Origin of the sequence: Streptomyces sp. NPDC048196 (genome assembly GCF_040652715.1) — a bacterium.
In the GTDB taxonomy this organism is placed as follows: Bacteria; Actinomycetota; Actinomycetes; order Streptomycetales; family Streptomycetaceae; genus Streptomyces; species Streptomyces siderophoricus.
The window spans coordinates 677,051-703,782 of sequence record NZ_JBEZMM010000001.1 but is presented as its reverse complement, the minus strand read 5'-3'; the positions used below and the strand labels follow the sequence as shown (position 1 = coordinate 703,782).

The 26,732-nt window shown below is 70.0% G+C and carries 23 protein-coding genes and 2 pseudogenes; 17 read left to right on the top strand and 8 right to left on the bottom strand.

Translation table 11 applies throughout. The features are described from left to right. Positions 1-200 precede the first annotated feature (200 nt). The 10 genes from AB0E02_RS03290 (at position 201) to AB0E02_RS03245 (ending at position 9,669) form a co-directional block, all read left to right on the top strand. Positions 201-1,343, top strand: a complete 1,143-nt coding sequence (locus AB0E02_RS03290; protein WP_362135397.1) for an extracellular solute-binding protein — start codon at positions 201-203, stop codon at positions 1,341-1,343. A 427-nt stretch (positions 1,344-1,770) separates the two neighbouring features. Further along, complete coding sequence (locus AB0E02_RS03285; protein WP_362135395.1) at positions 1,771-3,150, top strand: fumarylacetoacetate hydrolase family protein; 1,380 nt, start codon at positions 1,771-1,773, stop codon at positions 3,148-3,150. A gap of 74 nt (positions 3,151-3,224) precedes the next feature. Then, positions 3,225-4,145, top strand: a complete 921-nt coding sequence (locus tag AB0E02_RS03280; RefSeq protein WP_362135393.1) for a VOC family protein — start codon at positions 3,225-3,227, stop codon at positions 4,143-4,145. Positions 4,146-4,169: 24 nt separating this feature from the next. After that, the gene (locus AB0E02_RS03275) at positions 4,170-4,841 is read left to right on the top strand and encodes an FAD-dependent oxidoreductase (protein WP_362135391.1); all 672 of its coding nucleotides are present in this window, start codon (positions 4,170-4,172) and stop codon (positions 4,839-4,841) included. A gap of 60 nt (positions 4,842-4,901) precedes the next feature. Next, on the top strand, positions 4,902-5,876 hold the full coding sequence (locus AB0E02_RS03270; RefSeq protein ID WP_362135389.1) for an FAD-dependent monooxygenase: 975 nt from the start codon (positions 4,902-4,904) through the stop codon (positions 5,874-5,876). Positions 5,877-6,017: 141 nt separating this feature from the next. Then, positions 6,018-7,304, top strand: coding sequence for a helix-turn-helix domain-containing protein (locus AB0E02_RS03265; protein WP_362135386.1), 1,287 nt, complete (start codon positions 6,018-6,020; stop codon positions 7,302-7,304). 370 nt (positions 7,305-7,674) lie between these two features. After that, complete coding sequence (locus AB0E02_RS03260; protein ID WP_362135384.1) at positions 7,675-7,968, top strand: hypothetical protein; 294 nt, start codon at positions 7,675-7,677, stop codon at positions 7,966-7,968. Between the two features lie 352 nt (positions 7,969-8,320). Further along, positions 8,321-8,710 carry a nuclear transport factor 2 family protein gene (locus AB0E02_RS03255; protein WP_362135382.1) on the top strand — a complete coding sequence of 130 codons (390 nt, stop codon included), beginning with the start codon at positions 8,321-8,323 and terminating at the stop codon, positions 8,708-8,710. Between the two features lie 79 nt (positions 8,711-8,789). After that, the gene (locus tag AB0E02_RS03250; protein ID WP_362135380.1) at positions 8,790-9,287 is read left to right on the top strand and encodes a GNAT family N-acetyltransferase; all 498 of its coding nucleotides are present in this window, start codon (positions 8,790-8,792) and stop codon (positions 9,285-9,287) included. Positions 9,288-9,465: 178 nt separating this feature from the next. After that, positions 9,466-9,669 (top strand): hypothetical protein, encoded by a 204-nt coding sequence (locus tag AB0E02_RS03245; RefSeq protein ID WP_362135378.1) that lies wholly within the window; start codon positions 9,466-9,468, stop codon positions 9,667-9,669. 145 nt (positions 9,670-9,814) lie between these two features. On the opposite strand, the gene AB0E02_RS03240 is transcribed toward AB0E02_RS03245, so the two are convergent. Then, the gene (locus AB0E02_RS03240; protein WP_362135376.1) at positions 9,815-10,942 is read right to left on the bottom strand and encodes an NADH:flavin oxidoreductase; all 1,128 of its coding nucleotides are present in this window, start codon (positions 10,940-10,942) and stop codon (positions 9,815-9,817) included. Positions 10,943-11,380: 438 nt separating this feature from the next. On the opposite strand from AB0E02_RS03240, the gene AB0E02_RS03235 reads away from it, so the two are divergent. Beyond that, complete coding sequence (locus AB0E02_RS03235; protein WP_362135374.1) at positions 11,381-12,079, top strand: VOC family protein; 699 nt, start codon at positions 11,381-11,383, stop codon at positions 12,077-12,079. Between the two features lie 232 nt (positions 12,080-12,311). Here AB0E02_RS03235 and AB0E02_RS03230 read toward each other — a convergent pair whose 3' ends face one another. Further along, complete coding sequence (locus tag AB0E02_RS03230; protein ID WP_362135372.1) at positions 12,312-13,553, bottom strand: phage tail tip lysozyme; 1,242 nt, start codon at positions 13,551-13,553, stop codon at positions 12,312-12,314. Between the two features lie 541 nt (positions 13,554-14,094). Here AB0E02_RS03230 and AB0E02_RS03225 point away from each other — a divergent pair. From AB0E02_RS03225 to AB0E02_RS03215, 3 genes and pseudogenes are all read left to right on the top strand, one after another. Then, a complete protein-coding gene (locus AB0E02_RS03225; protein ID WP_362135370.1) occupies positions 14,095-14,679 on the top strand; it encodes a hemopexin repeat-containing protein in 585 nt (194 codons plus the stop codon). 112 nt (positions 14,680-14,791) lie between these two features. Beyond that, positions 14,792-15,520, top strand: a complete 729-nt coding sequence (locus AB0E02_RS03220) for a DUF6333 family protein (protein WP_362135368.1) — start codon at positions 14,792-14,794, stop codon at positions 15,518-15,520. Between the two features lie 22 nt (positions 15,521-15,542). Then, positions 15,543-15,750, top strand: a pseudogene (locus tag AB0E02_RS03215) (transposase); the annotation flags it as partial. Positions 15,751-16,103: 353 nt separating this feature from the next. On the opposite strand, the gene AB0E02_RS03210 reads toward AB0E02_RS03215, so the two are convergent. Continuing rightward, on the bottom strand, positions 16,104-17,549 hold the full coding sequence (locus AB0E02_RS03210) for an oxygenase MpaB family protein (RefSeq protein ID WP_362135365.1): 1,446 nt from the start codon (positions 17,547-17,549) through the stop codon (positions 16,104-16,106). 588 nt (positions 17,550-18,137) lie between these two features. On the opposite strand from AB0E02_RS03210, the gene AB0E02_RS03205 reads away from it, so the two are divergent. Further along, entirely contained in the window at positions 18,138-18,788 is a 651-nt protein-coding gene (locus AB0E02_RS03205) for a LysE family translocator (RefSeq protein WP_362135363.1), read from the top strand. A 309-nt stretch (positions 18,789-19,097) separates the two neighbouring features. Here the strand turns inward: AB0E02_RS03205 and AB0E02_RS03200 are convergent, their stop codons facing one another. After that, entirely contained in the window at positions 19,098-19,955 is an 858-nt protein-coding gene (locus tag AB0E02_RS03200; protein WP_362135361.1) for an SDR family oxidoreductase, read from the bottom strand. A 55-nt stretch (positions 19,956-20,010) separates the two neighbouring features. Between AB0E02_RS03200 and AB0E02_RS03195 the strand changes: the two genes are divergently transcribed. After that, the gene (locus AB0E02_RS03195) at positions 20,011-20,952 is read left to right on the top strand and encodes an AraC family transcriptional regulator (RefSeq protein ID WP_362135359.1); all 942 of its coding nucleotides are present in this window, start codon (positions 20,011-20,013) and stop codon (positions 20,950-20,952) included. Between the two features lie 22 nt (positions 20,953-20,974). Beyond that, a pseudogene (locus AB0E02_RS03190) lies at positions 20,975-21,095 on the top strand (IS5/IS1182 family transposase); the annotation flags it as partial. A 37-nt stretch (positions 21,096-21,132) separates the two neighbouring features. On the opposite strand, the gene AB0E02_RS03185 reads toward AB0E02_RS03190, so the two are convergent. The 4 genes from AB0E02_RS03185 to AB0E02_RS03170 form a co-directional block, all read right to left on the bottom strand. Then, entirely contained in the window at positions 21,133-22,224 is a 1,092-nt protein-coding gene (locus AB0E02_RS03185; RefSeq protein ID WP_362135357.1) for a DUF2993 domain-containing protein, read from the bottom strand. Positions 22,225-22,364: 140 nt separating this feature from the next. Then, positions 22,365-23,903, bottom strand: a complete 1,539-nt coding sequence (locus AB0E02_RS03180; RefSeq protein ID WP_362135355.1) for a hypothetical protein — start codon at positions 23,901-23,903, stop codon at positions 22,365-22,367. Continuing rightward, positions 23,903-25,084 carry an FAD-dependent monooxygenase gene (locus AB0E02_RS03175; protein WP_362135353.1) on the bottom strand — a complete coding sequence of 394 codons (1,182 nt, stop codon included), beginning with the start codon at positions 25,082-25,084 and terminating at the stop codon, positions 23,903-23,905. Before AB0E02_RS03175 ends, AB0E02_RS03180 begins: the two co-directional genes overlap by 1 nt. Positions 25,085-25,875: 791 nt before the next feature. Beyond that, positions 25,876-26,703: a class I SAM-dependent methyltransferase gene (locus tag AB0E02_RS03170; RefSeq protein WP_362135351.1), complete on the bottom strand. Its 828-nt coding sequence runs from the start codon at positions 26,701-26,703 to the stop codon at positions 25,876-25,878. Between the last annotated feature and the right edge of the window lie 29 nt (positions 26,704-26,732).

Genomic DNA, 26,732 nt, shown 5'->3' with positions numbered 1-26,732 from the left:
GACGGCCCCGTGGAATGCCGAGGACACCCCGCGCAACGAGCCTCTCAGGCCCCTCGGTGTACCGCCCGCCCCACCTCCGGGTGTGCGCCGTTGGCGGTCGGGCCGCTGTACCGGCCGTGCTGCGACCGCACTCCTCGTGGCCGGCGCTGTCTGCTCCGCCGGTCACCGGCGGACCCCCACCCCGCATTCCTGGAGGCGTCGTGGCACCACACCATCGGGTCCGCACAGGCGCTCTCGTCTGTTGTCTGGGACTCGCGGCGCTCGGGCTGAGTGCCTGCCAGGGAGAGCAAACCACCCGGCCGGTCGCGCCGGCCCGGGCCCAGTCCGCCGCGGAAGCGGGCGGCACGGCCGCGCTGGTCAAGGCCGCCAAGCAGGAGGGCAGGCTCAACGCGATCGCGCTGCCGCGGCCGTGGGCCAACTACGAAGGGCTGATCAACGGCTTCGAGAAGAAGTACCGCATCAAGGTCGTCGTCGACAATCCCTACGGCCACAGCCAGCAGGAGATCGACGCGGTCAAGCGCTACCGCGGGCAGAAGCGCGCCCCCGACGTGCTCGACCTCGGGGACTCCTTCGCCCAGTTGGCGGCGCGGCAGAAACTGTTGGCCCCTTACCGGGTCGCGCAGTTCGACCAGATTCCACCGGAACAGAAGGATCCCAAGGCCCGCTGGTACAACAACTACGGTGGGTACATCTCCATCGGCTGCGACGCCGCCCGCGTCCGGACCTGCCCCGACTCCTTCGCGGATCTGCTCCGGCCGGAGTACAAGGGCCTGGTCGCGATCCACGGCGATCCCACGATCGCGGGTTCGGCCTTCGCCGCCGTGTACGCGGCGGCACTCGCCAACGGAGGGTCATTCTCCGACATCCAACCGGGCATCGACTTCTTCGCCCGACTCGACAAGATCGGCAACTACAACCGGACCGACCCCAACCCGGCCGCCATCGCCCAGGGCAAGACACCGATCAGCATCGAGTGGGACTACCTCAACCTGCAGCACGTCGACCAGCTCCGCAGGAAGGGCGTGGACTGGAAGGTCTCCATCCCGTTCGACGGCAGCTTCTCGCAGTACTACGCACAAGCCATCAACAAGCACGCCCCCCACCCGGCCGCGGCGCGCTTGTGGGAGGAGTACCTCTTCAGTCCGGAGGGTCAGAACCTCCGCCTCGTGGACTACGCGCGCCCGGTGCTGATGGACGTCATGGCGAAGAACGGCACCCTCGACAAGACCCTGGCCTCACGGCTGCCGACGGTCGAGGGCACACCGCAGTTCCCGAGCGAGGCCCAACTGAACAAGGCGTTGCGCACCGTCCGTCACAACTGGCCCCAGGCCGTCGGCGACTGATCCGTCCTCGCCGGACCCGGTGCGGACGCCGACGAACATGAAGCCGTCCGTGCTGTCGCCGGATGATTGATCGCGTGAAGGGCTGATCCACCTGCGCCCCCGGCAGTCGATCCCGGGGACGTACGGGGACGTACGGTGTCGTACCGCCGGCCGACGGCGATCGCCAGGCCCAGGTACAGCAGCCGGGAGCACCCACCAGGTCGGTCGGGCGCGGGGTCGGGGCCGGCGATGGCGTAGGCGGGGGCCACGGAGCGCAATTGCGGCCGGGTTCTTTGGGCTCGCGGACCGAGGACGGCGGGTGAGGGCTGCGATTGGCTCGGGGTGTGGGCGGCAGACGCCCTCTGGCCCGGCCGCCGGATGCCGCTCCCTGGTGCCCCTGTGCGCCCGGTCCGGTCGGGCCGTTCCGCACGAGACCTGTGAGGCGTGGGTGGACGAGGACGAGATCGTCGGTGGCTGGAGTCTGGTGCACTGTTCGGTCGAGCGGGCCGGGAAGAAATCCCGGCCGCTGGGCGAGCGGCCCGGCGGGATGCTGTTGTACACCCCTGACGGCTGGATGAGCGCGCTGCTGACGACCGATCCGGCCATGGCCCTGGCAGAAGCGGCGACCGAGGCAGGGGTGTCCGGCGGGACCGTGGCGCATGCCGGGCGCTGGGAGCGGACGCCGGACGGGACGGTGCGCCATCACGTCGCCGCGAGCCACTACGGGCCGTGGGTGGGGACCACCCTGGAGCGCGCCGTCCACAGCGGGCCCGACGAACTGTTGCTGACGGCCTCCACCGACGAGGGAGCCCGCCGGCACCTGCGGTGGCGCAGAGCCCGGGCGAGAGCTCCACGGGCACCCGTGGCCGCCTTTCCTCTTACCGCGCCGCCGCACCGACGGCGCACACCCCGCTCCCCTTCCCCCTTCCCCCTTTCCTTCCGGAGGTGGTGCGCCATGCGCACAGCAAATCTTGGTGACCGTCTGGTACTTGTCCACGACGACGGGGCGGTGGACGTCGAGAAGGCCAGTCACGGCCGCTTCCCGTCCGACCCGCAGGCCGTCTTCGACCACTGGGAGGAGTTCACCGCCTGGGCGCGGACGCCCGCCGCCCCGGAGGCCGAGCGCATCCCGTTGGCGGACCACCTGCTCGGTGCTCCCGTGCCGCGCCCGCGCCAGGTGTTCGCCGTCGGGCTGAACTACGCCGACCACATCGAGGAGTCCGGCCTCGACACCCCTGCGCAGCCGGCCGTCTTCACCAAGTACCCGACATCGCTGGCCGGTCCGTACGACACGGTGGAACTGCCCAGCACGATGGTGGACTGGGAGGTCGAGCTGGTCGCAGTCATCGGCGCCCGCGCCCACCGGGTGCGCGCCGAGGACGCCTGGCAGCACATCGCCGGGCTCACCGTGGGCCAGGACCTGTCGGAGCGCCGCATTCAACTCCAGGGACCGGCACCGCAGTTCGCGCTCGGCAAGTCGTTCCCCGGGTTCAGTCCGACCGGGCCGGTCATGGTCACGCCCGATGAGTTCGACGACCCCGACGACCTGGCGCTCGGCTGCACCGTCGACGGCGAGACGATGCAGGACTCCCGCACCGGCCGGATGGTCTTCCCCGTCGCGGAGCAAATCGCCTGGCTCTCCGCCATCTGCCCACTGCTGCCCGGCGACCTGGTCTTCACCGGTACCCCTGCGGGCGTCGGAGGCGCCCGCAAGCCACGCCGCTTCCTTGCCCCCGGCGAGCAACTGCACAGCTGGATCGACGGCATCGGCGTGCTGCGTAACCGAATGGTCGCCGGCCCCGGTTATCCCGACGGCCCCAGCGTCTGATCCCGACCGACCTCCCCGCCCTCCCTGTTATCCCGACCGGCCTCCCCGCCCTCCCCTGTTTTCGAGGAGCTGTCATGCCCTTGCACCGTCTCGCCCGGATCACCATGGGCGTGCCCGACGTCGATACCACGCACGACTACTACGCCGACTTCGGGCTCACCGCCTTGGGCCGCGGGCGCTTCGCCTCGGCCGACGGCGGCGAGCAGCTGAAGATCGTGCACGCCGCCCGACGCCGACTGGACGAACTGGTCGTCGCGGTCGATGACGCCGATGACCTCGGCCGTATCGGCACCGCCCTGGACCGGCTGGAGATGCCCTACGTCCGCGACGGGCACTGTCTGCGCGCGGTCGATCCGGGGACGGAGGTGACCGTCACCGTCGAGGTCCAGCCCCGGCTCGTGCAGCTGGCCGCCGAGCCGGTGCCGTACAACGGGCCCGGTCGTGTCGAGCGGCCCGACGGCCGGGCAACGGCCGTACTGCGCGAGGGCCCGGTCCGGCCGCGCCGCCTGGGGCATGTGGTGCTCGGCTCGACCGATCAGCCCGCCTCACAGCGGTTCTTCACCGAGGGCCTGGGCTTCAAGATCAGTGACCTGGTCCCAGGTGCCGCCTTCCTCCGTTGCTCCACCGATCACCACAATGTCTTGGTGCAGCAGGCCCCGATCCCGTTCCTGCACCACTCCTCCTGGCAGGTCGACGACGTCGACGAGGTCGGGCGCGGCGCGACGCGCATGCTGGAGGGCCACCCCGAACGCCATGTCTGGGGCCTGGGGCGCCACCACGTGGGCTCGAACTTCTTCTGGTACCTCAAGGACCCGGCGGGCAACTTCTCCGAGTACTTCGCCGACATGGACTGCATCGTCGACGACCAGCTGTGGACGCCCCGGGTGTGGGAGGACGCCCGCTCGCTCTACAGCTGGGGCCCGCCGGTCCCGCCCTCCTTCCTCCAGCCCGAGGACCTCGCCGCGCTGATGACCGGCGCCCACGACGCGAGCTGACGAACCGCGAGGGAGGACGACACCATGAACGAGAAGCACAAGGACACCGGGCCGGGTACTGGGACGGACATCGCCCAGGGCCCCGTCCCGGCCACCGGAGTCACCGGCAACGACGCGTACGACGTACTTGTCGTCGGCGCCGGACCAGTGGGACTGACCACCGCGATCCAACTCGGCGCACAGGGATGGCGGGTCGGCCTCGTCGAACGCTGGCCCCGGCCCTACCCGCTGCCCCGGGCAGTGGTCTTCGACCACGAGGTCGCCCGCATCCTGGCCTCACTGGGCCTCGCGGACGACCTGGCCGCCTTCAGTGAACCGGCCGCGGACTACGAATGGCGCAACGGCAAGGGCGAGACCCTCCTGCGGCTGGCCTTCGAGGACACCGGCCACTCCGGCTGGCCGGCCATGAACATCTTCACCCAGCCGCAGCTGGAGGCCGCCCTGGAGGCACAGGCCCGCCGCACCGCGGGGGTCGAGGTGCTGCGCGGCTGGGAGGCCGTGGACCTCACCGACAACGCGGACGGAGTCTCGCTGACCGTAGCGGAGAGCACCGGGGTTGAGCCCGTGATACGTGGCGGTGTACGCAGGCATCGCACGCTGCACGCGCAGTATGTCGTCGGCTGCGACGGCGCCAACAGCTTCGTCCGCTCCCGGATGACGACGGCGATGACCGACCGCGGCTTCCAGCACGACTAGCTGGTCCTGGATGTCCTCCCGCACGACCGGGGCCGGGACTTCGTCCCACGCAATCTCCAGGTGTGCGACCCCTTCCGGCCCACCACCGCCGTCTCCGGCGGGCCCGGCCGCCGGCGCTGGGAGTTCATGCTGCTGCCCGGCGAATCGGCCGCGGAGTTCGACAGCGCACAGAGCGCCTGGCGGCTCTTGGCCGACTGGGACCTGCACCCGGGCAACGCCACTCTGGAGCGGCACACCGTCTACACCTTCCGGGCCCGCTGGGCCGACGACTGGCGCGAGGGCCGGCTGCTCCTGGCCGGGGACGCCGCCCACCAGATGCCGCCCTTCGCCGGGCAGGGCATGTGCTCAGGCATCCGCGACGCCGCCAACGTCGCCTGGAAACTGGACCTCGTGCTCGCCGGCCACGCCGACGACACCCTGCTGGACACCTACACCACCGAACGCTCCCAGCACCTGCGGCACGCCATCGAACTCTCCGTCTTCCTGGGCGGCATCATCTGCGAACCCGACCCCACCGCCGCGGAGATACGGGATGCGCGGATGCTGGCCGACCGGCGGGCCGGGCGGGATCCGCTGGCGGACATGCCCCCGCAGCGCCTCACCGGAGGACTGCTGCAGCAGGGAGCGGACGGCGCCCCGCAGGGCCCCGCCGGACAGCTCGACTGCCAAGGCCGGGTGCGCTTCCGCGGCCGCACCGGCCTGTTCGACCAGGTCGTCGGCACCGGCTTCGCCCTGCTGGCCACCGAGGACCCGCGTACCGTGCTCGACGATGAGGCGCTCGGCTGGTGTGAGCGACTCGGCGTCCGCCTCCTGCGGCTCACCGACGACCCGGCGGCGGCCGGCCCCGCCGACGTCATCGACCTCGACGGCACCTACCGCGCGCACTTGGCGCACTGCGGCCAGGAAGCCCTGCTGCTGCGTCCGGACCACTATGTCTTCGGCGGAGCGTCCCGCACGGAGCAGGTGCCCGGCCTGGTGGCGGCACTACGGCGAGCGTTCGACACCTCGTCCGCCGCTGCGGTGACCGCCCGGTGAGGTGACGCCCTCCCTCCGGTCCCCACCGGGAGGGAGGGCCGGGCCCCTATACAGGAGGTAGCGGTGATAGGGGTGGGGCAGGCGCGCGAGGACACGGTGCGGTCACCGGCTCCCGCCCCACGCACCCGAAGGGCGACACTCATGACACGTCAGTGGCTCCGGCAGCTCCGCCCGGACCCGGACCGCCCGTACCAGGATCCGGCGATCCCGCCGGCCGCCGTGACCGCCACCGCCGCCGTCCTCGGGCCCGACCCGGTCCGGTGGGCGCTGCAGACCGCCGATGCCATGGCCGCGGAGGTCCTGGAGCAGGTTCCCGAACACGGCGGCGGCCCGGCGCCGCTTGCCACCCTGCGGCGCTCGACCGAGTCAACGGTCCTGGCGGCCCTGCGCCTCCTTTTCGCCGAAGGCTCCGGCGACGGCGACACACTGCCCGAGGAAGCCCTGGAGAGCTGCCGCGAATTCGCACGCCGGGGCCTCCCGCTCGACCGGATCCTGCGCGGGGTGCGGCTCGGCCACGCCCGACTGACCCGGGAACTGACCTCGGCCGTCGAGCGGTACGTCCCGGCGGGCGAACGCCTCACCGAGCTGCGCCGGATCACCGAGGAACTCTTCTCCCACGCCGACACCCACGCCAGCCTGATCGCCGAGTCCTACCTCGCCGAGCGGGACCGCTGGCGTGGCAGCGACGAAGCGGCCCGCCGCGCGACGATCGACGACCTGCTGGCCGCCCGCCCGGTGGACCCGGAAGCCGCGACCCGACGGCTGCGCTACGACGTCGCCCGTACGCATCTGGCCGCCGTGCTGTGGTGCGAGCGCGCCGACGACCCGCTGCCCGCAGCGGAAAGGCTCCAGCACACGGCGACCGCACTCGCCCGCACGCTCGGCACCGGCCACCCGCTGACGATCCCCGCCACCGCGGACACCGCCTGGCTGTGGCTGCACGCCCCCGACGACCTCACAGGCCTGACCGACCGCGTGCGGACCGACACCGACCGCGCCCCGGGTGTCCGCCTCGCCCTGGGCCCGCCCGCCCACGGCACGGCCGGCATGCGCCGCAGCCACTACGGCGCACGCGAGGCGGAACGCGTCGCCCGGCTCGCCCCCGGCGACTGGCTGACCGACTACCGCGAGGTACGCCTGGTCGCCCTGGCCACCACCGACCCCGAGCACGCCCGCTGGTTCGTGCACGACCTCCTCGGCCCGCTGGCCTCCGAAGGCTCCCGCATGCGCGAACTGCGCGAGACCCTCCGCGTGTACCTCGCCGAGGAACGCAGCCTGAGAGCCGCCGCGGGCACCCTCCACGTAGCCCGCAACACCGTCACCTACCGGGTCAAACGCGCCGAGGAACTCCTGCCCGCGCCCACCACCGCAGGCAGCACACTGGAACTGCGCCTCGCCCTGGAGATCGCCCGAGCCGAGCTCGGCTGACGGCACCCCCGACCGGAACACGAATCCCGCCGATCGACACCCCGCAACCGCTGATCGCAGCGTTTCCCCAGGTCAGCGCCGCTGCTCGCCGCGGCCGTGGTCAACACCTCCAGCGGGCCGCGGGATGGCCGGGTGGCCGGGGCGCCGGGGGCCGGGGGGCCGGGTGGCGACAGGCCGGCAGATGGACGGCGAGATCGGCACGGCCTTGCTCAACACCGTCGCCGCCACCTCCCCACACCGCCCGGAAGAGCTCCACCGCCGGTCCGCGGTACGCGACTTCACCGATCCGGGCGTGCCGTGCAACCCGTTCACGGAGATGCCGGGCCGCCGGCCGCCCGGCGACCGCCGGGAAGGTGACAGGATCGGTTCCATGAGCACCGAGACAGACTGGGTGTACCGGGTGGAGGAGCCGCACGGCTCCGAGGGCTGGCGCCCTTACGGCGACCGTCCCGAGCGGTGGCGAGGGACCGTCACCACCGACGATCCCAACGAGGACGCCGAGTACGTCGCCGCCCTCGTCGTCACCGACCTGGTGTCCGAGTGGGACAGCCGCGGCGCCGAGCAGAAGCACGTGCGCGTGATCGTCTGGCAGCAGGGGGAAGGCGCCGGCCCCGAGGACGCGGCTTTCACGGTCGAGATCCAGCCGGACATCGACGGAGAGTGATGCCCCTGGCGGCGGATCCGGCGCAGGGCGGGCGGAACGGGACCCCCGTGCGTGCGTTCCGTGCTGCGTACGCGGCCCGACTCTGTCAGCGGCGACAAGGGATGAGGGCCCCAGGCAATAGAGCCACTGCTGTGACCGGCCCGCTACCCGTAAGCGCGGACCAGGAGGCCCACCGCCCCATGCCTACGCAGCGCAGGTGGCCGCCCACCGACGGTTGCACGCCCTCGAAAGCTTCGGCGCCGGCGCCTTCCGCTCGCGATTTCGGTCCGGCTCGCCGCTCGCGCTCTGTGAGACCAGCATGGATATGGCGGAGGGAGACACGACCGGCTTCCGGAGAACGGAGGAGGCGACGATGGTCACCGACAACCGCGAACTGATCGTGGGGGCGTACGGCGCCTTCGGGGCCGGCGACATCCCCACAGTGCTTCGCTCTTTCGCCGAGGACATCACCTGGCACGTTCCGGGACGTAGCCCGCTCTCCGGCGACTATCGCGGGCACCAGGAACTCGTCGGTTTCTTCGGGCGGGTCATGGAGCTGTCCGGTGGCTCGTTTCGCATCCAGATCGACGACGTGCTCACGGACGAATCGCGGGTCGTGGTGCTGTGCACGGTCAGCGCGGAGCGCAACGGTCGAACCTGGTCCTCGCCGGAAGTACACGCCTGGGAGGTCGCCGACGGCAAGGCCGTCGCCTTCCGCGAGTTCCAGGGGGACCAGCAGACCGAGGACGAGTTCTGGTCCTGACGAGCGGCAGACCACGCGCAGCACGGATCCTTCACCACGTCAGGTCAGCCCGCTCCGACCGGCGGTAGCCTCGGGCCTTATGAGTTGGCTGCCTGATGACTTCGTCCACCCCGTCCACGTACCCGTGCCTGACACCGCGCTTCATCTACGGCCGATCCGGGAAGCGGACACCGCGCTCGACTACCCCGCCGTGATGGGCTCCCGAGAACGCCTGTGGGAAATCTTCGGCCCGGCCTGGGGTTGGCCCCAGGAGACGATGACCTATGAAGAGGACCGCATCGACTTGCTGCGGCACGAGAAGGAGATAGCCGCCCACCAGTCGTTCAACTACGCGCTGCTGGACGAGGACGAAACGGCGATCCTCGGCTGCGTCTACATCGACCCGCCCGAGCGCACCGGCTCCGACGGAGAGGTCTCCTGGTGGGTGGTGGACGACCTCGTCGGCGGTGAAGTGGAGCGCGCGCTCGACGCGTTCGTGCCGCAGTGGATCGCCGCCAACTGGCCCTTCCAGCAACCCCGTTATCTGGGCCGCGACATTACCTGGCAGGACTGGCTCGCGTTGCCGCGCGCCTTGTGACATGTGTGAGGCGGTGCCTGAATCACGGCGTTGAAGACCGTCCGATCGTTGTGTGGATGTGCTGTTGACGGATGTCCAGTGGGCGTGGACCGGGCCGTTGCTCCCTGACCGGTCGCCGCGTCGCGGCGGCCGGTGGCGAGACCACCACGCTCCGAACCGCCCCGGCGAAGGCGCCGTGGTGGCCCGGAGCGCCGACGGACGGGCCTGGTCGCGCTACGACGACATGGTCCCCGTGCCCGGCATGTCGGGCGACGTGGAGGCTCTCGCCCTCTACGCGGGCCAGAGCGCCGGGCTCGTCCATGACGTCGGCCCGGCGGGCCGCATCGTGGCGGACATCGCCGCAGATGCCGCGGCCCTCATGAGGCAGCCGCGGACCACCTGACACGGTCGGCACCCCGCCCACCACATCGCTCCGGCCGTGAGCCACGCTGCGGGGTCGCCGGCGGACCCACCACCACCCCTCCTCCGAACGGACCGGTGACGAGCCCGAACCCCCGCCACCGGCACGTGCCACCGGACCGGACCTGCTAGTGCAGCGTCTTCAGCGCCGCCGCGTCGTACGGCTTGAGCTCCTCGAACCGGTTGGCCAGCACCTTCGCCGCCCACTCCGGGTCCTGGAGGAGAGCGCGGCCGACGGCGACCATGTCGAACTCGTCGCGCTCCAGCCGGTCGAGGAGGTTGTCGATGCCCCGGACCGGGGCGCCCTGTCCCGCGAAGGAGCGGAGGAAGTCACCGTCGAGGCCGACCGAGCCGACGCTGATGGTGGGCCGTCCGGTGAGCTTCTTGCTCCAGCCCGCCAGGTTCAGGTCCGAGCCGTCGAACTCCGGGAGCCAGTAGCGGCGGGTGGAGGCGTGGAAGGCGTCGACACCGGCCGCGGCCAGCGGGGTCAGGATCGCTTCCAGCTCCTCGGGGGTCTCGGCGAGGCGGGCGGTGTAGTCCTGCTGCTTCCACTGCGAGTAGCGGAAGATGACCGGGAACTCGGCCGACACCCGCTCGCGGACCGCGGCGACGATCTCCGCGCCGAACTTCGTGCGGGCCACCGGGTCGCCGCCGTACGCGTCCGTGCGGCGGTTCGTGCCCGCCCAGAGGAACTGGTCGACGAGGTAGCCGTGGGCGCCGTGGATCTCCACGCCGTCGAAGCCGATGCGCTCGGCGTCCGCGGCGGCCTGCGCGAACGCGGCGACGACGTCGTCCAGGTCCTGCTGGGTCATCGCCCTGCCGGTGGGCTCGGCGCCCGCGGTGACCAGGCCGGACGGGCCGACGGCCGGAGCGTCGGCGAAGGGCGGCTCCCCCTGATTGCGGACCATGCCGATGTGCCACAGCTGCGGCACGATCGTGCCGCCCGCCTCATGCACGGCCTCGACGACCTTCGTCCAGCCCGCCAGCTGCTGCTCGCCGTGGAACCGCGGCACCCGGTCGCTCTGCCCCGCCGACTCATGGCCGACGTAGGTCCCCTCGGTGACGATCAGCCCCACACCCGCGGCGGCGCGGCGGGCGTAGTACGACCGCACATCCTCACCGGGAACGCCGTCCGGGGAGAACATGCGCGTCATCGGCGCCATCGCGATGCGGTTCGGGACGGTCAGGCCGTTGAGCGTGACGGGCCGGGACAGGATCTCGGCCGCGCGGGAGGCGGCGGACACGGTGTCGGTCACGGGGGCTCCTTCTGGGTACCAGGCGGTATGTGCACATGCACTCAATGCATTGCAGGCGTCAACCTTCACCCCCGCCGACGGCATTCCGCCCGCCCGGCAGCCCGCCCTGTGATTCCGGCCACGTACCCGAGACAGACCTCCGGATGCGGTACCTCCGGTACCGGGCCACGGCGGGGAACTCCAGCTCTCGGATGAGGCGCGCACACTGCTGTCGCTCGGTTCGCTGTCACCTCTCCTCTGTCGTTGCTCACAGGAACGGCGGGACCCTGCAACCACCACCGCCGACCAGCACGTCGCAGCCGGCCGTCCCACGCTGCTCCGAACTGACACTCGTCCACGCGCCGGATGCCGAGGCATGCTGACGCGCGCTGCACCACTAGCTGTCGGACCCGGACCAGCGAGAGAGGGCGTTGTCAGCTCTGCCCGCTAGTTGCTCGCATGACTTACGTAGCGGGCAAGATCGAACGTGTCCGGCCGCAGCAGTTCCACGAGACCGTCGGCCTGGAAGACTGGCGTGTCCTGAGTGAGGGAGCCTGCGCATACTTCCGCGCCGGGTCGTTGGCCGTCGGCGCAAGGCTCGTTCAGGCGATCAGCGAACTGCCCGACATCGGGGCCGGGCACCCCGACGTCGATGTGCGATACGACGACGTGACCGTGCGGCTGATCACGCTCACCGACGACTTCTACGGGCTGAGCGAGCGGGACGTCGAACTCGCCCGGCAGATCTCGGCCGTGGCACGCACCCTCAACATCCCGGCGGACCCGTCCGCCGTGCAGACCGTCCAGGTCACCGTCGCTGCCCTTGCCGGCCCGGATGTGGTGCGGTTCTGGCGTGCGCTGCTCGGCTATGCCGATCGGGCGAACAGCCCTGAGGATCTGATCGACCCGCAGCGGCGGGGAGCTCCGTTCTACTTCCAGCAGATGGACACACCACGCCCTCAGCGCAACCGGATGCACGTCGACGTCTGGGTGCCCTACGACCAGGCCGAAGCGCGCATAGCAGCAGCCATCGCGGCTGGCGGCCGCCTGGTGAGCGATGCCCATGCTCCCTCGCACTGGGTGCTGGCCGACCCGGAAGGCAACGAAGCCTGTATCGGGACCGCCGGCTGGACCGGCCCGCAACCCGCTCGGCCGTGAACTCCCCCACCAGGCCTGCGACGGCTCGTTCGGCCGCGCCTTGGTGTGGGCAGGCGAGCGGACCACTTCGGTGCTCGACGTGGCCCTGCTCAACTTGCCGGGAAGTTCAGTTCCAGTGGCCCGCGGCGGCGGTCTTGGTGACGAAGGCTGCGAAGAAGGGAGCGGCGGTCCCACCACAGGGACGACGTACCTTGTCCGCGGTCATGGCGCCCACTCGTCAACGACCGCTCCTTTACGGGTGGGCAGCGTGATAGACGTTCGCTGCGCGTTGGGCCGAGGGTCGGCGCTGCGCGAAGACCTGCTGGACGCGGGCGTCGGAGCGGGGCAGCTTCGTGCCACCCTGCAGGATGGATCCAGGAACTTCGAAGTCGTACAGGACCTCGTCGCAGGCATCGTTGACCGTCACCGTCGTCCTCATCAGGACGGCCCGGACTCCGCTGAAGTGGTTACGGAGCTCGGTATCCAGGTAGTCGATCTGGGCATCCATGTTGAACACCGCGCGCGCTCCGAGCCCGCCCCCGCCGAACGGATGCGTGAACAACCCGGCGCGCCGGCCCCCTGACGTCCACTGGGCCAAGCCGATACCGGGGAGTGCAGGGCCCACGTTCTGTGCCGGGTTGCGGTTCATGATGTCGTCCGCTTCGTGGTCCACGACTACGCCCGCGAAGTTCTTCGATCGCATCGGGGTGTCGGCGGCGCTTCCCTCCACGCGCGGCGGGATCACACCGGACTCGGCGACGAGGTTGCCCAGCAGCCCGGCCGCCCCGTTCACCGGGTACCCGTAGTGGTCAACGAGTCGTTCCATCACGTAGAGAAGCCGCTGGTCCAGGGAGAATTTTTCCCAGGACCAAACCTCGCTCCAGTTGACGATGGCATCAAGGTCGCTTTGGAATTCTTCCGGGAGCGCGGGCCAGAAACGGGAGATCTCGGTGGGGCCGACGTCGACCGAATCGCTGCCTATGTTGTACCGCAGATAGCGGTCATCCTTGAAGAAGTAGGCATGACCGTCCCCCCAGTTGATGGTTGTGTCCAGCTTGCTCTGGAACTCTTCCGGGAGCGCGGGCCAGAAACGGGAGACTTCGGTGGGACCGACGTCGACCGAATCGCTCTTGATGTTGTACCGCAGGTAGCGGTCGCCTTTGAAGAAGTAGGCGTGACCGTCTCCCCAGTTGATCGTGGCATCGAGATCACTCTGGAACTCTGCCGGAAGCGCAGGCCAGAAACGGGAGATTTCCGTAGGACCGACGTCTACCGAATCGCTGCCGATGTCGTACCGCAGATAACGGTCATCCTTGAAGAAGTAGGCATGACCGTCCCCCCAGTTGATCGTGGCATCGAGATCGCTCTGAAACTCCTCCGGCAAGGCAGGCCAGAAACGGGAGATCTCGGTGGGCCCGACATCGACCGAGTCGCTGTCGATGTTGTACCGCAGATAGCGGTCTGCCCTGAAGAAATAGGCCAGTCTGTCACTCATGATTCTCCGATCCGAGCCGCCGGCTGGACGACCGACCGACAGGCCAGCGACCCGACCGAACCGGCCCGTGCGAACGCGTCAGTAAGGGACCTCGCCGATGCACGAGGTCTGCTCCCGCCAGTACCACTGCGGATGCTCGGGCTCGCCCTGATGCGGCCTCGCACGTCCACGGCAAAACTTGCCGTCGCGGACCGGAGTGCCCCGCTCAGGTGCCCCCAGGAGTACCTCGCTCGGGTGCCCCATTCGAGTGTGCGCGCCCCGCCGTCATCGTGCACCCTGGCAGTAAGAGGGTCCCCCTCAGGACGTTCGCGCCGGTTGGGCGAGCCTCAGCGCCGGCTCCACGGATCGGTCATCAGCTCTCATCAGCTCGCAGACCCGGGCCGTCCACACCTCGGTGCACACGGAGGGCGTGTGTCACGAAACCCGCTCCGACCTGCTCTCACCCAAGGGGAAGCTGAGCCGTCTGCCCAGTGACGCACCGGCCGGCGGCTGCGCTCCGTATCCCGTCCCGCGCGTGGCAAAACAGAGAGGTGTCCGAGCGATGGTCACAGCACCAGTTCTATGGAACAACAGCAAGGCCTACATGTTCGACGGCGGAAACTACTACCGCTACGACGTGGCCACCGACAAGGTTGATCCGGGCTACCCGAAACCGATTTCCAGCGGCTGGCTCGGGCTGTTCACGTCACGGGTCGACGCCGGTGTGGTGTGGAACAACGGCAAGGCGTACTTCTTCCGCGGCTCGGAATACGTCCGTTACGACATCGCTGCCGACAAAGTCGATCCCGACTACCCGAAGCCGATCTGCAGCGGCTGGCCCGGCCTCTTCACGGACCGGATCGACACCAGCGTGGTATGGAACAACGGCAAGGCCTACTTCTTCCGCGGCTCGGAATACGTCCGCTACGACATCGCCGGGGACAAAGCCGACCCGGGCTACCCCAAGCCGATCTCCGGTGCCTGGCCCGGCCTTTGGACGTCCGACCTCGACGGTGGCGTGGTGTGGAACAACGGCAAGGCGTACTTCTTCCGCGGCTCGGAGTACATGCGCTACGACATCGGCGGGGACAAAGTCGACCCCGACTACCCGAAGCCGATCTCCAGCGGCTGGCCGGGCCTTCCGTAGGTGCGCTCGTCACCTCTTTCGGCCGTCCCACCAAACTCGGCGAGGGGTCCGGCGTCAGGGGGCGCAGGCTGCCGGCCGCCGGTCGGGTCGTCACACCGCTACCGTGGGCCGCATGCCCGACCCCACGTTCTGGACCGTGCCCGCCGACCGCCCCATCACCGGCAGCGGCACCCGCTACGAACTCACGGTCCTCCTCCCGCCGTTCGACGTCGACGCGGCCGACCTTCCACCCAACGACGTCGCCAAAGCCGCCGAATTCGCCCGGTCGCTCGACACCGTCGATGACGTGATCGAAGACCTCGGCCCCCGCAAGCAGAACGACACCTTCACGGTCTCCACCCGGGCCGAACTGGACGTGGTGCAGGTTGGGGTGTGGGGGAACCTCATGTCGATCTCCGACCCGGCGTTCGCCGATGATGGCAACAACATGCCGCTGCTCGCCGAGGCGAACCGGCTGCGCGAGCGCTTCCCCGACGCGCGGATCGTGGGACGGGTAGAGGTCCACTGCGGCGCCGAGCACACCGAAGACCTCGTATGGCTGCCGGACGGCACCATGTTCCACGCCTGCGGCTGGCCCGGCGATGAGCCGTTCGTCGTCGTCGGCGACCCACAGGCCGTGATGGATGCCCTCGACATCACCACGGAAACCCTGGAGGACCTCGACGTGTTCTTCGACCTGGACGACGAGCCGAACCAGAACGATTGGGGCGCCCTCGCAACCGCGTGCCTCCGGGACGCGGACCCGTGGGGGAGCTCTGTCCTGGAAGCCTCGTCACTGCGGGTGCGACACAGCGAGGACGCTACCAGTCACATGGAATCGCTGTACTTCATCGGCAGCTGAACGGCCCGTCAGCTGTTGGGAGTTGTTCCAGCGGGTGGTACCGGATGCGCCGTCGCGGCCTCAAGGCAGCGGACGGCGCCGGCATGGTGACCGGAAGTGCTGGCGACGCTCGTGTTCGTGGCCACGTCTGGATGTACCTGGCAGCAGTTGCCGTCCGCGTCGTTCGGCCGTCCGGAGCGACGTTCCACCGGCGCTTGACCGAGTGGACGAAGGCGCGGGTGCGGGCCAAGCCTGCTGTGCTGCGCCTGCCCGAAGGCCGCCGTCATCGCCTCGTAGGTGTGCTGCCCGCGGGCTGGACATTCCGGGCTGGCCAGTACCGGACGTTCTCCGCATGGTGCCGCCTTCGCACCTCGTGCCGCTGGCGGCCCACTCCCAGCCTGGATTGTCGGCGCGATGCGTATCGCCTCGGCAGCCACCACGGGGTCAGTGACCGCGAGCGCGACGACGCGACGCTCTCTTCCGGCCGCCATCCGCATCAGGCCCCTGCGGGCATCGCCACTGAGCCGCCAAGGCCATCAACCCATCAGGCCATCAGGCCATCAGGCCATCAGTGCCTGACCCGGCACTTCGTCCGCCTCGTCCGCTATGGGCGTCCGAGGAGTTGGCTGCCGGCCGTGTTGTCGGTGCGGGCGGTGAAGTAGTCGGTGAAGGCCTGGACGAATTCGTCTTCGGTGATGCGGCCGTCTCCATCCTGGTCGAGCTGGCGGAAGCCGTGGTTGAGCTCGGCGGGGTGGACCCGGGAGCCGCCGAAGATCGCGCGGTACTCATCGGCGCCCAGGTGTCCGCTGCCGTCGGAGTCCGCAGCGCGGAAGATCGCCCGCAGCGCGATATGCAACCCCTGCTCGAGGTAGCCCGGCCCGGCATCGACCCCGGTGAGCATGGCGGTGACGAACTCCTCGCAGGTCACCTGTCCGTCGTTGTCAGCATCCATGCCGGCCCGCAGGTGCTGCCACCAGGTCTCGAAGGCGGCATAGACGGAGGCTTCGCGCTCAGGAGTGAGTTCGAGCGGCCAGCACACGTTGTGCGCCATGGCCTGCATATCGGTCGAGCTGATGCGGCCGTCGCCGGTCTGGTCGAGGACCTGACGGAAGAACGTCCGCAGACGCGCAGGGCGGCAATCGGCGCCCTTGCGACGGCGTGGTGCGGGAAGCCGGACGGGGCTCGCCTCTGCCGGGGAAGGACGGTCGTTGGAGGCGGTGCGAGGCTGCGAAGTCGAGGAGGTGCCCGCCAGTGGGGTGCGGTAGCGGCGGTGCTCGGGCAGCGCATTCATCAGCACGCGCATGCCACGGTGCAGGAAGAAGGACAGCAGGGCCGCGCGGCGGGTGCGTGGCAAGTCGAAGCGCTCACGGAAGGCTTCCGGCAGGTCAGCGATGGTCAGCGCGCCGATCACGTGGGCGGCCACCGTGCGCACAAGCGGCCAGGCCGGCTTGAGGTGACCGAGGCGGCGGGGTGCGGGTGCTTCACGGAGCATGTCGAAGAGCAGGTAACGCACGGGGTCGCTGTATTCGAGACGCTCGCGGATCGTGCGGTCCATATACGCGGGCACGTCCGCGGCCGTGGCCGGGAACAGGTCGTCGGAGAGGCCGAACTCGCTACACACTGCACGGAATTCTCCGTACATCTGCTCCAGTTCAGGCGGTGTCAGTGGGCGTCCGGACAGTTCCCGCATCGCCGTCATGCACTCGTACAAGGTGACCAGCACCCACACCCGCACCGCCGGGTCCAACGCCGTGAACGGCCTGCCCTGGTCGTCGGTCCCGGCCAGACGGCGGTGCGTGCGCTCCAGACGGGCAACCTCACGGCGTAGCCCTTCACGGTCGGTGAAGAACAGCCGCTTCCCGCTGTCCATGGTGTGCTCGATGCGCCGCCACGGGTGCGCGCGGTAGGTGGAGAAGTTGGCCATACCGGCGGCGACCGCCGGATCCGCGGTCTGCAGAACCAGCAGTCGCCACGCCACCAACCCGATCCGCCACTCCCCCAGCGTGCGACGCAGCAGCGAATCAGGACCAGGAAGTTCAGCGCTAGCCAAGGGGACGTCTCCTCAAGCACGTGTACCGGAATGAGCAGGGGATGCCGAAGAGCGATCAGAAGAGCGATCATCCGGCTATCCGCCCAGCCCAACGGTCCTAGCCGGAATCCGGGAGCGGCCACGTTCCCGAATTCACCCATCCGAGACACGCCACAGGGTCGCAGAAACGGTCGATTCAGACACGGGACTTCTACCAGGCCCGCCTCTACCCAGGCACGACATTGCGAGCAGAGCGGGCTCTCCTGAGCGCCGCGAGCGTCCGGTTGGAGTTGACACAACTCCAAGACAGGGAGGCGACTTCTTGAACAAGCACGGCTGGCAAGCGACTTGGGAATACGGACCTGGCGGCGGAGCTGGCCAATCGGCGTTCGATGAACGGCCAGGGACTCGGCTTCCGGTCAGCGCCCAGGAGCTCGGCGATCGCTGTCGCGCAGCGGGATTGGCGCTGGAATGCCCCGTTCTCCCGTCTCGACCTTGGTGACAGTTGGCGTAAGGCGGTGACGGCTGTCTCGGCTCGGCACACTGCGCCGGACACCGCCGTGAGCTGCTAGGTTGCGCCTGGGCGAACATATATACGGAGGTAGTGCTGTGATCGGGCTGGGAGCGATAGCGGGGGTCGCGGTGGTGGAGCTCGGCATGGTGCTGACGCCAGGGCCGAACATGATCTACCTGGTCTCCCGCTCGATCGCCCAGGGCCGCCGCGCGGGGCTGACCTCGCTGGCCGGGGTCTGCCTCGGCTTCCTGGTGTACCTCTTCGCGGTGTCCGCCGGAATCGCCACAGTCTTCGCGTTGGTGCCGGAGATCTACCTGGCGATCAAGCTGGCCGGAGCGGGTTACCTGCTCTGGCTGGCCTGGAAGGCCGTCCGGCCGGTCGGCCGATCCGCTTTCGCGACCCAGGAACTGGCGCAGGACGGGTCCCGCAAGCTCTTTCTGATGGGCTTCCTCACCTGCCTGCTCAATCCCAAGGTCGCCATCCTCTACATCTCGCTGCTGCCGCAGTTCGTCGACCCGGAGCGCGGCCATGTCGGCCTGCAGGGGCTGCTGTTGGGGCTGACCCAGATCGCGGTGGGGGTTGCGGGCAACGCGTTCTTCATCGTGACGGCCGGCTCCGTCGCCGGGTTCTTCGCCCGGCACCCACTCTGGCAGCGCCTGCACCGCTATGTGATGGGCACGGCTCTGGCGGGCTTCGCCGTCAGGATCGCCACCGAACGAACGGGCGCCGTGGTCGCCCTGCGCTGACGGCTGGGCATTTGCAGGGCGACCACTGCAGGCGGACGGTAGCTGATCCTCCTGCGAGAGGATCTTCGAGACCTCATACGGTGCCTGCGGAGGAACGGTGTTGTTCCGAGTACCAGCAAGGCAAAGGCGGTCAACCGTTGCAGGCCGGGCTGGGCAAAGAGGTCGCCGGCTGAAGCGGCCCGGAACCCGCTCGGCTTTGAGCACCCCAACCAGGACGGCGACGGCTCGTTCGACCTGCGCTTTGAAAGTGGGCAAGGCGAGAGGACCACTTCGGTGCTCAACGTGGCCCTGCTCGACTTGGCCGGAAGTTCAGTCCCAGTAGCCGGCGGCGGCGGTCTTGGTGACGAAGGTTTCGAAGGTCCTGGCGGGTCGGCCGAGGGCTCGTTCCACGCCGTCGGAGAGCGCGGCGCCCGCGCCGTTCCGGATGGCTACCAACAGCCCCGTCAGCAGCCGGGCGACATCGGGTGAGGCGCCGGCGGCGACCTGGCGCTCGACGAAGTCCGCCGGATCTACGTCAACGTGACGGACCGGACGGGCGGTGGCCCGGGCGATGAGGTCGGCAGCCTCACCGAAGCTGATCGCGCGTGGGCCGGTCAGCTCGTAGATCCGGCCGCTGTGGCCGTCTTCGGTCAGTGCTGCCACGGCGACTTCGGCGATGTCCTCGGCGTCGACGAACGGAGTGCGCCCGTCACCGGTGGGCAGGGCCAAAGTGCCGGCGAGAATCCCGTGCCGCCAGGGTCCCTCGCTGAAGTTCTGCGCGAACCACTGCGGCCGCAGGATGGTCCAGTCGACGCCGGAGGCGCGTACGGCCTGCTCGGCGGCATGCAGGGGATGGCCGTCCTCGCCCGCGCGTGGGGCGGACAGCAGCACCAAGCGGCGCACGCCGGCGTTGACCGCCTCGTTCACCAACTGCGGTATGCGCGCCTGGTGGTCCGTGCTCCCCGACAGGTTGGGCTCCACGAGGTAGACGGCAGTGACGCCGTCGAGCGCAGGCGTCCAACTCGCCGGGTCGTCAAGGTCGAGGCGGAAGTCGCCACCGGTGCGGGAGGCCGTGCGGACCGGCAGGCCGGCGGCCTTGAGACGCCGGGTGATGCGGCTGCCGGTCTTGCCGGTGCCGCCGAGGACGAGGATGGTCTTCATGCCGTCCAGACAACCCCAGGAGTGCATGGACGATCCATGGGAGAACGTCCCCACTTGCTTTGTGTTCGTCTAGCGTTGGGGCGTGGACATCCTCAGCGATCTGTTGCACCGAGCCCGGGCCAGGAACGCGATGGTCAGGCAACTGATCCAGCGACCTCCGTGGTCGCTGAGCTTCACCGACCCGCCACCGCTCACGGTCGTGACCACGCTCGCCGGTCACGCGTCGGTGCGCATCGACGACACGGACACCGCACCGGTACGGCTCGCAGCGGGCGACATCGCCCTCATCACCCGCCCCCGCCGGTACACCATTGCCGACGCCCCTTCCACCCCACCCCAGGTCGTGATCCACGGGCAGAGCAAACGCGTCGTCGACCGGTCCACACCAGCGCCGGACACGCAGCGGAGCCTGGCTCCCCGCACCTACGGCGACGGTCTGCCCGGGGCCACGACCATGCTCCGCGGCGCCTACGACCTCAGCGGAGACGTCGGCGACCGCCTCCTCGGCATGCTGCCGCCGCTGGCGGTCGTACCCGCCGGGCCCGCGACCCGGGCGGCGCTGGACCTGCTCGCCACTGAGGCCACCCGCGACGAACCCGGTCAGGACGCCGTGCTGGACCGGCTGTTGGACCTCTTGCTGGTGCTGGCGTTACGGGCCTGGTGGGCCGGAGCGGAGGCGGCACCTGCCTGGTACCAGGCGCTGTCCGATCCGGTGATCGGCGAGGCGCTGCGCCTGCTGCACGAGCATCCAGCCCGTCGGTGGACGGTCGCCGAGCTGGCCGCCCGGGTCGGCACGTCCCGGGCGACCTTCGCCGCCCGCTTCACCGCGCTGGTCGGCAACCCGCCGCTCACCTACCTCACCAGTTGGCGTATGACCCTGGCGGCGGACCTGCTGCGGGACGCCGAGACGACCGTCGCCGCCGTGGCCCGCGAGGTTGGATACGAGGATCCCTTCGCCTTCAGCGTGGCGTTCAAGCGCAACCGGGGCGTCAGCCCCTCGATCTGGCGTCGCCGGACTCACTGATACGAATCAGTGCACGTGTGGGCGGATCTTCACCGCGCTGATGGCTCGGGCCGACGCCGATGAGGACCTGACCTGGGCCGTGTCGGTGGACTCCACGATCCTGCGTACCCACCCAGCATGCGGCCGGGGCCCGCAAAAAGGGGACCCGGCCGGAGAGCCAGCAGTTTTCGTCGGAGCAAGTTAGCCCACCGGCACGTCGTTGCCGGTCAGCTGCGCCTGAATGCCGTTCTTCGTCACGGAGATGTCGCGTAGTCGAATGTCGCCCGGCAGGTTGTCCGGCAGCTGCACGGAGAACTCCATCTGCTGCGCGACCTTCGGCTCCCGGAGCTTCTGCAGACCCTGGATGAGCGAGGGATCGATACCGGTGGGCTTGAGCAGCAACGGATGGTCCACGAGCGTGTCCAGCACGCGACCCTTCATCATCTGCTGCGGAAGGACGTGCTGTCCGGTCGCCTGTTGCAGCTCGTCCTCGTCCATCTTGTCGGCGACAGGTGCAGTCAGCTGCACACCACCACCCTCGCCAGGCACGTACGTGAGCACGCCGGGTATCACCACGCGCGTGTCCCGCACGGTCATGCGCAGGCCGCGATACCCGGTGCGCTGCAACTGCGCACGCCCCCGGATCTGGGCCTGTTTGTCGCCCACCGGCAGGTCGCCGCTGGCCAGCACTGTGTTCTCCGCGGGGCCGGGCCTCAAGTGGATCTGCGACGCACCGACTTCGCGGTTCAGGTCCTGGAAGTCCAGCCGGACATCACCGCGCACCCGGCTCAGCACCGCGCCCTTGACCGAGGACGGCAGGCTGCCGACGATCCGGATGTTGTCCACCGTCCCCTTCACCTGAGCGACGGAGACCGGCCCGGCGTCGACGTCGGGGACGTTGACCTCGACGTGGTCGATGTTGCCCGCGAGCACCTGCCCGATGAACGGGAAGCTGTCGATGTGCACCTCGGGCTCGGCGTGCAGCTTCAGCGCCTTCTGCACCTGCTGCGCCGCCAGGTTCTCCGCGTAGAGCACGGCCCACCGGTCGCCGAGCGCAAGAAACGCAAGCACGACGGCCAGTGCGACGACCACCTTCGCGGTCCTCCGCACGATCCGACGCGGCTTGCGCTCGGCCCGTGGGCGCTCCTTCTCGTCGCCGGTGATCGTGTGGTCGGTGCCGGCGCCAGCTCCGGCACCCGAGTCGGTGCCTTTGTTGGTGAGGGCGGTGGCGGCAGTGGCGGCTGCACGGCTCGTCGGTACCCGCGCCTCTGCTGGAGGTTCGTTGGAGAGCATCGCCACCATGCGATCACAGCCCCGGCACTCGAACCAAGTTGTGCACAGTCTTCGAGAGACCACGCCGGGGCCCAAAAGCCCAACCACACACAGCTGCCTGCCCCTTGGATCGGTGGTGGAGCGCTCGCCGGGGCGGCCCGTCAGTCTTTCGGCCTCGCCGGCACCCTGGCGCAGAGGTACGGACGCGCGAGCAGCAGGCCGGTGCCGGTCATGGCGATGCCGAAGTAGACCGGTGCGAGGTGGATGAAGTCCACGTAGTGGATCGCGCCGTGCACGACGACAGTCGGCAGGAAGCCGGCGGCCGCCGCCGCAGCCAGCGTCCAGAACACCCAGGCTTCACCCCGCCGCCAGCCCCACGCGCTGAGCAGGATGATCGCCACGGCGGCGGCCATCAGGGCGCCGCCGAACCCCGCACGGTCGTGGGCGACGAACGGCACGAGCCGAGGGCTCACGGCTTCCAGCGTCTGCGCGCTGGTGCCCAGGAAGACCAGGTCACTCGGCACGAAGACACCGGTCAGACCGACCACCGAGATCACCGCCCCGCCGACGAACAGCCCCGCCCCCGTGACGATCAGCAGCAACTGGCCGACCAGCGCCCGTCGGCGTTCCGGCTCCGGCCCCTCGGGCGTCAGGCGCCACCGCGGTGCATGCGGGGTCCGCCGGACCGCGGCCACGAACATCGGGAACAGCACGATGACGGTGGCCGTGTGCAGGGGTTCCACGAAGCCGGTGGCCAGGAAGTAGAACAAGGTGGGGAAGCCGATCAGCCCCGAGAGCAGATACACCTCACGGGCCCAGGGCCAGCCGCGTCTGATCCCGCCCACGGCAAGGCCGGTGTAGAGGGCGCCGATCGCCACCATCGTGCCGGCCATGGTGATCCGGTCGTGCTGGAGGAAGTGCACGAGGTGGTGGTTGGCGGCGTGCAGGTCGTGCAGCGTCATGCGGAGGTAGTCACGGTCGTACCAGAGCAGCACCGGCCCCAGCGTGATCGCCGCGGCCCCGAGCCCCGCCCCCGTCATACCGAGCCCGACGAGCAGTGCCCACCACCAGGCGGGCCAGCGGCGAGGATCGCGGCCGACGTCCCGCAGCCGCGGAGCGGGCGCGGTGGGCGTGGCCGCCTCGGTGACCCGTGCGAACCAGCCGGGCCCGGCCTCGACGAGCACTCCGGGCCGGGCGAGCACGACGGCCTCCGGCTCGTCGAGCGCGGCGGCCGCGGCGGTGACGGACGGGTCGGACACATGCACCACGTGCGGATCGCCGCTGCTGGTGAACCCGTCGACATGGGACCTGAGGGCGGCCTCCACCTCCGGATCGCACGCCCGGGCCACGACCGGGATCGAGCGGCCGGCAGCGGCCTCACGTACCGTCTCGACGTCGGCCGCCGAGACGGGCGCCACCTCGACGACACCGGCCCCGAGCGGGTGCATGGCGCGCACCGCCTCGCGAGCGAGCGAGGGCGGGACGGATATGCCGAGCCGGACGGTCACGGGCACGCCGGCGATCTCGCCCGCGAGCCGCTCCGGTGGATGGCGGTGGCCGAATCCCCGGGCGATCAGCCGCGCACCGGCCGCACGGGAGCCGATCGACGCCAGCAGCCGCAGTGCGGTTCGCTGCGAACGGCGCCGGCCGACGGCGGCGGCCGCCAAGCCGCGCAGCGGGTGATACGTCCAGTCCGGCATCAGTTGCTCTCGCTCTCCGTCGCGGTCACCGGGTCAACGGGTGCCGTCCAGCTAAGCACCGACGTCATGGAACGCAGCGTGGCCCCCATCGGCGTCAGCCGGGCGGCCGTGTCGCGCAGTAGCACCGCGGGCGGCCACGACAACTGGCCGACCGCGCCGAGCCGGGCGGAGCGGCGCGTGATGGCCTGCGTCCGCGGGCGGCGCAGCAGGTCGTACGAGCGGAGCGCGGCGGCCACGTCCGGGGTGCCGTCGAGGCAGTGGGCGAGGGTGACCGCGTCCTCCAGTGCCTGACACGCGCCCTGGCCCAGATTGGGGGTCATGGCATGGGCCGCGTCGCCCAGCAGCGCGACCCGGCCGCGGACGAAGGAGGTCAGCGGCGGCAGGTCGTACAGGTCGTGGCGGAGCACCGCATCCGCGGGGACGCCGGCCAGCAGGGCGGGGACGGGATCCGGCCAGGATCCGAACCTGCGCAGCAGTTCGGCGTACTCCGACGAGCCGGAGATCGTTCCCGCCGGCAGTGACGCGGTCGCAAAGCAGTACATCCGGCCGCCCGGCAGCGCCGTGTAGCCGAACCGTTCCCCACGCCCCCAGGTCGCCGCACCTTCGGCGGGCGGCTCGGCGAGAGGCTCGGTGACCATGCGCCAGGCGGTGTAACCGGCGTACCGGGGGCCGGCCGCGTCGGGCCACAGCGCGTGTCGTACCACACTGCGCAGCCCGTCGGCGCCGACCACGAGATCGGGCCGGGACGCGCCCCCACGGTGTTCGACGACCAGACTGTGGTCGTCGTCGCGGACCACGGACACCTCGCTGCCCGACCGCAGGCTGTCGGCAGGCAGCGCCTCGGTGAGCACCCGCAGCAGATCGGCGCGGTGCAGGACCACCAAGGGATGGCCGAAGCGGCGTGCCAGCTCCGCGTTGTCCGTACGGGACAGCCAGCGGCCCCGGCGGTCGCGTACGCCGCCCGTGGCCTCGACGGCACCGTACGCCCGGACGGCGTCGGCCAGGCCGAGCACCTCAAGCGCATGCAGCGCGTTTGGCCACAGGGAGATACCGGCGCCGATCTCGGTGAACTCCGGTGCTCGTTCCAGCACTTCGACGCGCCAGCCCCGGCGGTGCAGGGCGATGGCAGCCGCGAGGCCGCCGATCCCACCGCCGACGATGGTCGCGGCGCGCTGCGGCATGGGTCCTCGCTCTGAGTTCGGGGGCGCCACCCCCGGTCAAGTGGCGGTCGATCCGGTGCCCTAGCGGCATGCAATGCGACGCAGGTCCAGCTGAGCAGCGCCTCATAGCAACATGTCGACAGAAGCCTGTCAACGTTCCGAGGGGCGGACCTGCGTTGGGAGGAGTGGCTGGAGCGTCGTTCCCTTTGCAGTGGACGCCTCAACTCACTACGCCTCAGCCCTCAACGCCCCACCCATCCAGGGCAAATGCCCGGATCACGGAGTTGTGCAACACGCTTCAAGGGCTGTCTCGCAATGATCGCGGAGTCCAGGAAAGGTCGTCCTGGCACAGGCCGATCCGCGGGCTGCCGTTGCGCAGAAGGCCATGCGCGGGCAACGCACAAGGGCGCACTGCTGCGAGGCAGCGCGCCCTTGTCTGCGGAAGACGGGGGGGACCGTGTGCCCATGACGTCGATCGCTCGTGTCTGCGCTGGCGTGCGTCTCTGTGCTGGCGCGCCGAGTCGTTGAGCTGGGCCGGTGGTGCGCCGGTGCGGCGGTGGCTGGGCCGGTGGTGCCGCCGGTGCGGCTGTGAAGGATCGCCGCACGACATGGTGCCCGGCGGCTGGCGCACGAGCCGCTCGGCCGGCGTCCCTGACGCGACCTCGGCCCCACATATCGATCCGTCAATGACCGCCTAAGCGACTGGCCGCACTCCCCCGCCGACGCCCGGCAGAGCGTCGAATTGTCCGTGTTTTTCCAGGTCGGCGTCCGCGGATTTCCAGGTCGGCGGCGACTCGGCGGAGCGGATGGACTCAGGCGGCGCCAGCGCGTACGGCGGTCGCGGCCAGCGTGGTGTAGTTCATCGTGAAGCGTCCGCCCAGGGAGTCGATGGCTTCCCCGACCGCGTCCAATATCTCGGCCAGCTGATCGGGACGGAGCTGCGTGAGGCCACCAGTGGTGGGTAGCAGGTCCAGCCATTGGTCGCGCGTGTAGGACTGCTCCCAGTCGAATCCCCACTGTTCGGGATCGTTGAACTGTTCGCTCTCGCGGATCTTGTCGGCGACCTTCGCGTATGCCGCCTGGTAGAGCTCGAGCGGACGTCGGACCGGTTGGCCGTTGAGCGGGGAGTCGGGCGCCGCCCGCCGGTAGGCGGCGGCGAACGGTTCGGCCACCTCGGCAGGCGGCTCGTACACGTGCCCGAAGATCGCCAGCCGTCCCCCTGGACGCAGCACATGTGCCGCCTTCAGGGCGCCGGTGGCCGGATCCACCCAGTGCCATGACTGGGCGGCGATGACCGCGTCGAACGTCCGGCCGGCCGGCTGCCAGGCTTCAAAGGCCGCCACCTCGACCTGCAGGCCACGGGCTCGCGCGAAGTCGGCCATCCGCGCATCGGGTTCGACGCCGAGCACGGTGCAGCCGGCGGCCTGGAACTGGCGGGCTGCGATGCCGGTGCCGCAGCCGACGTCGAGCACGTCAGGCCCGGGACTTCCGGCGACGATCCGCGCCACCAGTGCATCGGGGTAGCCGGGTCTGGCTTGGTCGTAGCGTTGCGCGTCCATACCGAACGATTCAGCCATCCGCCTGGCCTTGTGCGGCTCCGCCGGAGACGGTTCTGATTGCTCTCGCGGTAAAATGGGCATGCGCCCACCTTAGTGGGCGTGTGCCCACT

Bases quoted from the DNA above. Each gene is read 5' to 3' on its own strand.
- AB0E02_RS03280 (WP_362135393.1), top strand. From the start codon at position 3,225: ATGCCCTTGCACCGTCTCGCCCGGATCACCATGGGCGTGCCCGACGTC.
- AB0E02_RS03275 (WP_362135391.1), top strand. From the start codon at position 4,170: ATGAACGAGAAGCACAAGGACACCGGGCCGGGTACTGGGACGGACATC.
- AB0E02_RS03265 (WP_362135386.1), top strand. From the start codon at position 6,018: ATGACACGTCAGTGGCTCCGGCAGCTCCGCCCGGACCCGGACCGCCCG.
- AB0E02_RS03260 (WP_362135384.1), top strand. From the start codon at position 7,675: ATGAGCACCGAGACAGACTGGGTGTACCGGGTGGAGGAGCCGCACGGC.
- AB0E02_RS03255 (WP_362135382.1), top strand. From the start codon at position 8,321: ATGGTCACCGACAACCGCGAACTGATCGTGGGGGCGTACGGCGCCTTC.
- AB0E02_RS03250 (WP_362135380.1), top strand. From the start codon at position 8,790: ATGAGTTGGCTGCCTGATGACTTCGTCCACCCCGTCCACGTACCCGTG.
- AB0E02_RS03235 (WP_362135374.1), top strand. From the start codon at position 11,381: ATGACTTACGTAGCGGGCAAGATCGAACGTGTCCGGCCGCAGCAGTTC.
- AB0E02_RS03230 (WP_362135372.1), bottom strand. From the start codon at position 13,553: ATGAGTGACAGACTGGCCTATTTCTTCAGGGCAGACCGCTATCTGCGG.
- AB0E02_RS03225 (WP_362135370.1), top strand. From the start codon at position 14,095: ATGGTCACAGCACCAGTTCTATGGAACAACAGCAAGGCCTACATGTTC.
- AB0E02_RS03220 (WP_362135368.1), top strand. From the start codon at position 14,792: ATGCCCGACCCCACGTTCTGGACCGTGCCCGCCGACCGCCCCATCACC.
- AB0E02_RS03200 (WP_362135361.1), bottom strand. From the start codon at position 19,955: ATGCACTCCTGGGGTTGTCTGGACGGCATGAAGACCATCCTCGTCCTC.
- AB0E02_RS03185 (WP_362135357.1), bottom strand. From the start codon at position 22,224: ATGCTCTCCAACGAACCTCCAGCAGAGGCGCGGGTACCGACGAGCCGT.
- AB0E02_RS03180 (WP_362135355.1), bottom strand. From the start codon at position 23,903: ATGCCGGACTGGACGTATCACCCGCTGCGCGGCTTGGCGGCCGCCGCC.
- AB0E02_RS03175 (WP_362135353.1), bottom strand. From the start codon at position 25,084: ATGCCGCAGCGCGCCGCGACCATCGTCGGCGGTGGGATCGGCGGCCTC.
- AB0E02_RS03170 (WP_362135351.1), bottom strand. From the start codon at position 26,703: ATGCCCATTTTACCGCGAGAGCAATCAGAACCGTCTCCGGCGGAGCCG.